Raw genomic sequence first — 6,703 nt, 5'->3', positions numbered from 1 at the left:
TTATTTCCACCCTTCCCACAACTGTCCACTTTTCAACTTTATAAGTGTCCACTTTTCAACTTTTCCTAACAGCATCCGTTACGGAACCCATTTTCCAATTTCGGACCACGCATAAGCCAGATGGGCTGCCAGCGTATCTCCCACCCTCCGCCGCACTTTTTTCATGACATATTCCATGAGGGCAATCCCGCCCACCTGATCCAATCGAACGCCAATTTCGCGTGCCCGAATGTGACGGCATTGCGCATTGAAGGAGCCCCCGGATCGCTCTGACAGAAAATCCTCCTTTTGACCAATACGCACCAGCTCGTCAATCAAGCGGTCAATTTCAGCCTGCATTTCTGCCGGATACGGTTTCTTTTCAAAAAGAAAATCAAGCCAGCCCACAACACACCTCCAATTTGATTGTATCATGCCCTGCCCGCAATGGTACAATAAGTCGAATATGGATTGGGTATTTCTTTCCCCTCACCTGGATGATGCCGTTCTCTCCTGCGGGGGGTTCATTTTTGAGCTGATCCAAAAGGGGGAACGGGTCGAAATCTGCACGATTTGTGCGGGTGATCCGCCACCGGGTGAACTTTCCCCGCTGGCGGAAATGCTTCACCAGCGCTGGGGGGTTACAGCCCAGGCTTCTCAGATTACCCGTCGGCAGGAAGATCGGGCTGCCTGTCAAAAACTCGGCGCTACACCGTTTCATCTGGATATCCCCGATTGTATTTACCGGCGCAACCCCGAAAACGGCCAGCCATTGATAACCTCAAATGAGGTACTCTTCCAACCTTTGCCGCCGGCGGAATATTCTCTGGCCTCGCAACTGGCGAACCAATTAGCCGCCCATATTCCCCTCTCCAGCCGGATTGTTTGCCCGCTTACTCTCGGCGGACACATAGACCACCACCTGACCCGCACAGCCGCTCAATTGATCGGCAGACCGTTGTGGTACTACGCCGATTATCCCTACCTGCTGCAACACGCCGGCCGTTTGCACGAATATATCGCGCCGGATTGGCGGATTGAACAAATTGCCATATCGCTGGATGCCTGCCGTGCCTGGCAGGATGCCGTTGCCTGTTATCAATCCCAAATCAGCACTTTTTGGACAAGCATGGAAGAAATGAGAGATGCCATTTGTCATTACTGGCAAAAAGGCGGGGGAAGCACCCTCTGGAGATCACTTTCAACCTGAAATCACTCCCTTTTTAGTGCATACCCCCTCTAAAAAATTGCATTTAAAAAATTATGCTATACTGATACCATGCAAGAGGTTGAATCCTGCTGGCAAAAATGGGCGAATTTCCTTAAGGAAAGAAATCTCGAGGAAATCACAATCACCCTGCTGGAAGCGACCGGCCCGCTAAAAATCCTTGCAGCGCAGGTGGTTTATGCCGGAATCCCCCTGTTGGAATCCTTTTCTCCATCCAAAAGAACATGGCTCGAATTGGCAAACCTGTTGGAAGACAATCAGCGCAGCCGGAAATTCATTGCCTACCTGCGCGGGGAGGTTGATTTATGATGGTTGAAGCAATCATGGCTCTGGCTTTGATTGCGGTCACTGCTGGTCTGATCTTGCTGCTGACCCTGCAGCGCAACATCCTGCGCAGCGGTTTGCGTCAACTGCCGGCTTTTGACCGCCTTCGTCAGGCCATTGGTCTGGCCGTCGAAAATGGCACCCGCATCCATATTACACTGGGTAAAGCCGGTATCGCCTCTTCAACCAGCGCAGCCGGTTTGGCCGGGCTGACCACACTGGAACGCATTGCGCGAGTCAGCAGCATCAGCGACCGCCCCCCTTTAGCCAGCAGCGGCGAAGGAACCCTCACCTTGCTGAGTCAGGATACGCTGCGCGCAGCTTACCGTCAGATGAACCAGCTGGAACTGTATGACCCGCATCGCGGGCGGCTGACCGGCCCGACCTCTTTCTCCTACATTGCCGGCGCGCTGCCAATCGCCGATGGTGAAAATGTTTCCGCTCATCTGGCAATTGGAAATTTTGGCCCGGAGATTGCCCTGCTGATGGAAGCTGGAGAGCAGCAAGAAGCCTTTACCCTGGCTGCCACCGATTCGCTCAGTGCTCAGGCGGCGCTTTTCACCAGCAGTCAGGAAACCCTGATTGGTGAGGAATTGTTTGCCATTCCGGCATATCTCAATAGTGGCGCAGTGTATACCGCCAGCCTGCAAGTACAGGATATTTTACGCTGGGGTGTGATTGTGGTTATTGTTGCAGGTTCTATTTTGAAATTGCTGGGGGTGGTATGAGGGCACCAGTCTCCACTGCTATCGCCATTGCCACCGGGCTGCTGGTTTTGCTGGGTGCTTTTCTGCCCGTTCCGGTGTTGTTGCCCGTCCGCCAGATTTTGCTTTCCTGGACCATTCCAGTGGCGGCTACTGCCGGGCTGATTGCCATCCTCAACCTTTTGAGCGTCCACTGGCGCAAGTTGAACTCGGCTCGCGAACGCGATTACTACAGCATCATCCTGCTGCTGGCATTTGTCGTCACCTTTATCGCCGGTCTGCTTCTCGGCCCAACCGACCCCAATTTCCAAAAAGTTGTCACTTATATCCAGTTTCCGGTGGAAGCCAGCCTGATGGGTGTGTTGACCGTAACGCTGACATACGCCAGCATCAGCCTTTTTCAACGCAAACGCGGCTGGCTGGCTGTTTTGTTCACCGCCAGCACCCTTCTCTTCCTGATTTTGTTAAGCGGCTTTTTGAACATTCCTGAAAACATCCCCTTCGTAAAGGATTTATTGGCCGCCCTGAATACCCTTCCCATTGCTGGTGCTCGGGGTATTTTGCTGGGTATCGCATTGGGCAGTATTACTACCGGTTTGCGCATCCTCATCGGCGCAGACCGCCCCTATAGTGGATAGTCTATGAGCGAGATTATTTGTCCTCATTGTGGGGCTTCCAACCCATCCGATGCCATTGAATGTAAAAAATGTCATCGCTTGTTTTTTGATTTTCCCTCTTCAAATGCTTTTCATTTTGAAGGAGAAGAGGATGATTGGCTGAAAAGCCTGCGCGATGACACAGAACCCCCACCCGAAAGCGAGGGCGATGAAGCCAAACCCGCCGATACACCGCCCTTTACAGAAGACGTGCCAGACTGGCTGGCGCGTATCCGCCAACGCTCGCAGGAAGAACCCGGCAGTGATGATCAATCAGATGAGCGTGCAGAGGAAGAGGAACTCCCCGAGTGGTTGAAGGATGTAGAAATATCCTCCAGCCAGAGCGAGCCATCCATCTCTGAATCCGAAGTCGGGGAAGGACTCCCCCTCCCCGATTGGCTTTCGCTTGTCAACCTGGAAGCACAAGAGGAACCCTCACCTGTCCGCCCAGCCTCACTTTCCCCCACCGAGGGCGAGGATCTGGATTTAAGCGATGAGCAACTGCCGGATTGGCTGAAAGGCATTGAACAAAGCCAAGAAACCGCCGACGAAACCCCCTCTACACCCCAAGAAGAACCGCTCGACTGGCTGGGAGGTTCAAACCTGTTCGTTGAGGAAGAAGATGCGGGTCAAATGCCCCTGCCTGCTTCAGAGGAAGCAGAACCAGACTGGTTAAAATCCTTTGAGACTTTTGGTACAAGCCCTTCCCCACTATCGGAAGAGGAACAAACACCCCCAGAAACCAGTGAAGACTGGTTTAAAGCCTTTGAATCCTTTGAAGGTGACGCTGTACCCTCCTCAATTGAAATGGAAACACCTTTCACCCTGCTGGATGAAGCATGGCTCGAGCGGGTTGAGGAATTGCCCACCGAACCCTCACCGGAAGAAACCGGCATTTCGGAAGAGGATGCCCTACCAGAAGTGCCTACCGGGCAAGCTCCAACCCCCGAATCCACCTCATCCGAATCCGTAGAAGACTGGCTGGCTTCATTCCCACCGCTGGAGGAGGGCATCCCTTCACTGGAGGGTGAACTTCCGGAAGAAACCCCTGCCGAACCGTTGGTTGAGTCAGAAGATTTCAGCTCAATTTTGGAAGATATTTCTCCTCTGGCTGAAGGCGCTTCTTCCGCATTTATATTTGAAACACCGCCCGCTGAACCTGCAGCTGAGGAGGAGTATGAAATCTCCCCCTTTATCAGCGAAGAATTACCGGAATGGTTTGACGAGCAGGTATTCGAACCTTCTACCGAAACCGCAGCTCCGGCTGCGGAGGGCGAAGCCGGGCTGGAACCGGCTGAGTTGCCCGGCTGGCTGGAAGCCATGCGACCCGTTGATGCCGTTGCGCCGGGCCGCATTGGAACGGATGAGGATCAACGCATTGAAACCAGTGGGCCGCTTTCGGGTTTTCAGGGAGTTCTGCCTGCCGAAGCGTTGATTACCCAATACAGCAAACCGGCTGTTTACTCGGCCCGCTTGCAGGTGAGTGAAAAGCAGCGCAATTATGCCAATCTTCTCGAATCCATCCTCCAGGAGGAAAAACAAGGCCGCCCATCCCGCGGAGCAAGAACCGCCGCCCCGCATGTCCTTGCCCGAATGTTGATCGGCATTGTGCTGACAGCCACAGTATTGTTTGTTCTGATCGGTGGCGTAAACCTGGCAGCCCCCCCGGCTCTATTTGCTCCGGAGAATGTAGCCTTCTTCACTCAGATTCAAGCGCTGACGGCATCCACGGAACAAAATCCGCCCATCCTTCTGGCAGTTGATTTTGAACCCGCGCTGGCAGGCGAAATGACCACCGTCGCACAACCGGTTATGAATGATCTCCTGCGAGCCGGAAAAACCATTGCCATTGTTTCCATCAACCCTGCCGGCGCTGTACTGGCAGAAGAAATGCTGGCAAACTCTGCCTCCGAAGGTCAAATCCTCAATCTGGGTTATTTGCCGGGCGGCGTCACCTCCATTGCAGCGCTGGCCAGCCAGCCATCGCTGGCTGCTCCACGCGACCGCTTTGGAGCTTACGCCTGGGATCAAGCGCCCTTCCAAAGCATTCAACGTATCTCAGATTTCTCAGCGATATTGCTGCTCAGCGATAACACCGACACCAGCCGGTTATGGATCGAACAACTCAGCCCGCTGTTGGAAAACACTCCGCTGTTAGTTATTGCCAGCAATCAAGCCGCCCCGATGATTCAGCCATACGTACAAAACGGGCAGGCAACTGGTATGCTGGCCGGTTTGCCCGGTCTGGCAGCTTACCAGCAACTGAGCGGTCGGACAACCAGCCTGACACCCGGCTACATGGATGCCTATCAGGCCGGGTTGATGTTGATCGTTGTCCTGATTCTCCTTTTCAGTCTCTATTATCTGGTGATGCATTTGTTCAAGAAACCCGAAACGAAGGGGAAATAAGCATCATGGATGTTGACTTTGCCTGGACTGCGGTTGCTTTCATTCTCACCCTGTTGACTCTCAGTTATCTTTTGGGTGATAATCCGCTCTTTCGTTTGGCTGCATATTTATTTGTGGGTGTGTCGGCTGGCTATGTTGCCGTCATCTTATTGTTTGAAGTCATCTTCCCCCGTTTGGTCGTTCCGCTCATCTTCGGCAGCGCGTCCGAAAAACTGCTCGCCGTAGTACCTGCAGTGCTGAGCGTTCTTTTACTTTTCAAGTTATCTACCCGCCTGACCACCCTGGGCAATCCTTCGATGGCATTTCTGGTCGGCAGTGGCGCAGCGGTTATTATTGGTGGGGCGGTTAGCGGTACACTTTTTGGGCAAATCCGCGGTGCAATACAACCTTTTGCCCTGACCCAAAGCGGAAATGTTTTGCAGGCTGGCAGCCAGTTGATGGGAGGCATCATCCTGCTGATCGGTACAGTTCTCACCTTGATCTACTTCCAGTTCAGTGCACGCCGAAAAGCCAATCAACAAATCAGCCGATCGGCAGCAGTTCAGGCAGCAGCCTTTGGTGGACAAATTTTCATTGCCATCACATTGGGCGCTTTGTACGCCGGTATTCTGGCTGCCGCCCTGACCGCATTGATCGAACGGTTCGACTTCCTGCGCACGGCAATCCAAACCTTTCTTCCATGAAAATTGCTTATGACCACTTCCCTAGTTGACGCCGAATCCGTTCTCGCCATTGAAATTGGCAGCATCCACACCCGCGCGCTGTTGTTTGACTTGGTGGATGGGCAATATCGCTTCATCGGTGCTGGCCGCGCACCCACAACCATTCAATCCCCATTCTTTGACATTTCGGAAGGCATCCATCTGGCCATTCCCAATTTGCAGGAAATCACCTCGCGCATTCTTCTGGAAGAATCGCGCCTGATTTTGCCCGGTAAACCGGATGGCAGTGGGGTGGATCAGGTCGTATTGACTTATACCGCCGGTCAGCCGCTGCGGGTGGTCGTCATGGGTCTGCTGGAAGATGTTTCGCTGGAAAGCGCTCGTCGTTTGGCTTCCTCGGCACACACGCTGATCACCGAGTCAATCGGTTTGAATGACCGGCGCCCGCCGGAAGCGCAAATTGACGCCCTGTTACGCGCAAAGCCGGATTTGATCATTCTTTCCGGAGGAACAGATCAAGGGGCAAGCCGCTCCATCGCCAAAAATGTTGATCTCCTGACTTTTGCATTGCAAATCATGCCCCGTGAAAAGAGGCCGGAAATCATCTACGCCGGTAATCAGACCCTCACCACCCCCGTCAAAGATGTGCTCAGCACCTATACTCAAGTGCATGTTGCCCCCAATCTGCGGCCGGAGATTGATGACCAACGACGGCGCCTATGGCCTGAGCGCGGGCGTGTT

Annotated in this window: 8 protein-coding genes; 7 read left to right on the top strand and 1 reads right to left on the bottom strand. The window is 53.5% G+C overall.

The annotated features are described in order from the left end of the window. Nucleotides 1–78: 78 nt before the first annotated feature. Nucleotides 79–387 (bottom strand): hypothetical protein, encoded by a 309-nt coding sequence (locus VAE48_RS15580; RefSeq protein WP_322794258.1) that lies wholly within the window; start codon nucleotides 385–387, stop codon nucleotides 79–81. A 58-nt stretch (nucleotides 388–445) separates the two neighbouring features. Between VAE48_RS15580 and VAE48_RS15575 the strand changes: the two genes are divergently transcribed. The 7 genes from VAE48_RS15575 to VAE48_RS15545 form a co-directional block, all read left to right on the top strand. Continuing rightward, complete coding sequence (locus tag VAE48_RS15575) at nucleotides 446–1,189, top strand: PIG-L family deacetylase (RefSeq protein ID WP_322794257.1); 744 nt, start codon at nucleotides 446–448, stop codon at nucleotides 1,187–1,189. Between the two features lie 69 nt (nucleotides 1,190–1,258). Next, nucleotides 1,259–1,516: a hypothetical protein gene (locus VAE48_RS15570; RefSeq protein WP_322794256.1), complete on the top strand. Its 258-nt coding sequence runs from the start codon at nucleotides 1,259–1,261 to the stop codon at nucleotides 1,514–1,516. Next, complete coding sequence (locus VAE48_RS15565; RefSeq protein WP_322794255.1) at nucleotides 1,513–2,259, top strand: DUF6754 domain-containing protein; 747 nt, start codon at nucleotides 1,513–1,515, stop codon at nucleotides 2,257–2,259. Before VAE48_RS15570 ends, VAE48_RS15565 begins: the two co-directional genes overlap by 4 nt. Further along, nucleotides 2,256–2,873, top strand: coding sequence for a hypothetical protein (locus tag VAE48_RS15560; RefSeq protein WP_322794254.1), 618 nt, complete (start codon nucleotides 2,256–2,258; stop codon nucleotides 2,871–2,873). The genes VAE48_RS15565 and VAE48_RS15560 overlap by 4 nt, the downstream gene beginning before the upstream one ends. 3 nt (nucleotides 2,874–2,876) lie before the next feature. Then, on the top strand, nucleotides 2,877–5,300 hold the full coding sequence (locus tag VAE48_RS15555) for a hypothetical protein (protein WP_322794253.1): 2,424 nt from the start codon (nucleotides 2,877–2,879) through the stop codon (nucleotides 5,298–5,300). A gap of 5 nt (nucleotides 5,301–5,305) precedes the next feature. Further along, on the top strand, nucleotides 5,306–5,983 hold the full coding sequence (locus VAE48_RS15550) for a hypothetical protein (RefSeq protein ID WP_322794252.1): 678 nt from the start codon (nucleotides 5,306–5,308) through the stop codon (nucleotides 5,981–5,983). 9 nt (nucleotides 5,984–5,992) lie between these two features. Next, the coding region (locus VAE48_RS15545; RefSeq protein WP_322794251.1) for a glutamate mutase L at nucleotides 5,993–6,703 on the top strand (711 nt) is incomplete at its 3' end.

Origin of the sequence: Bellilinea sp. (assembly GCF_034432615.1) — a bacterium.
Lineage (GTDB): Bacteria > Chloroflexota > Anaerolineae > Anaerolineales > Anaerolineaceae > Bellilinea.
The sequence above is the reverse complement of the archived record's forward strand: the minus strand, read 5'-3'. Positions and strand labels throughout refer to the sequence as shown.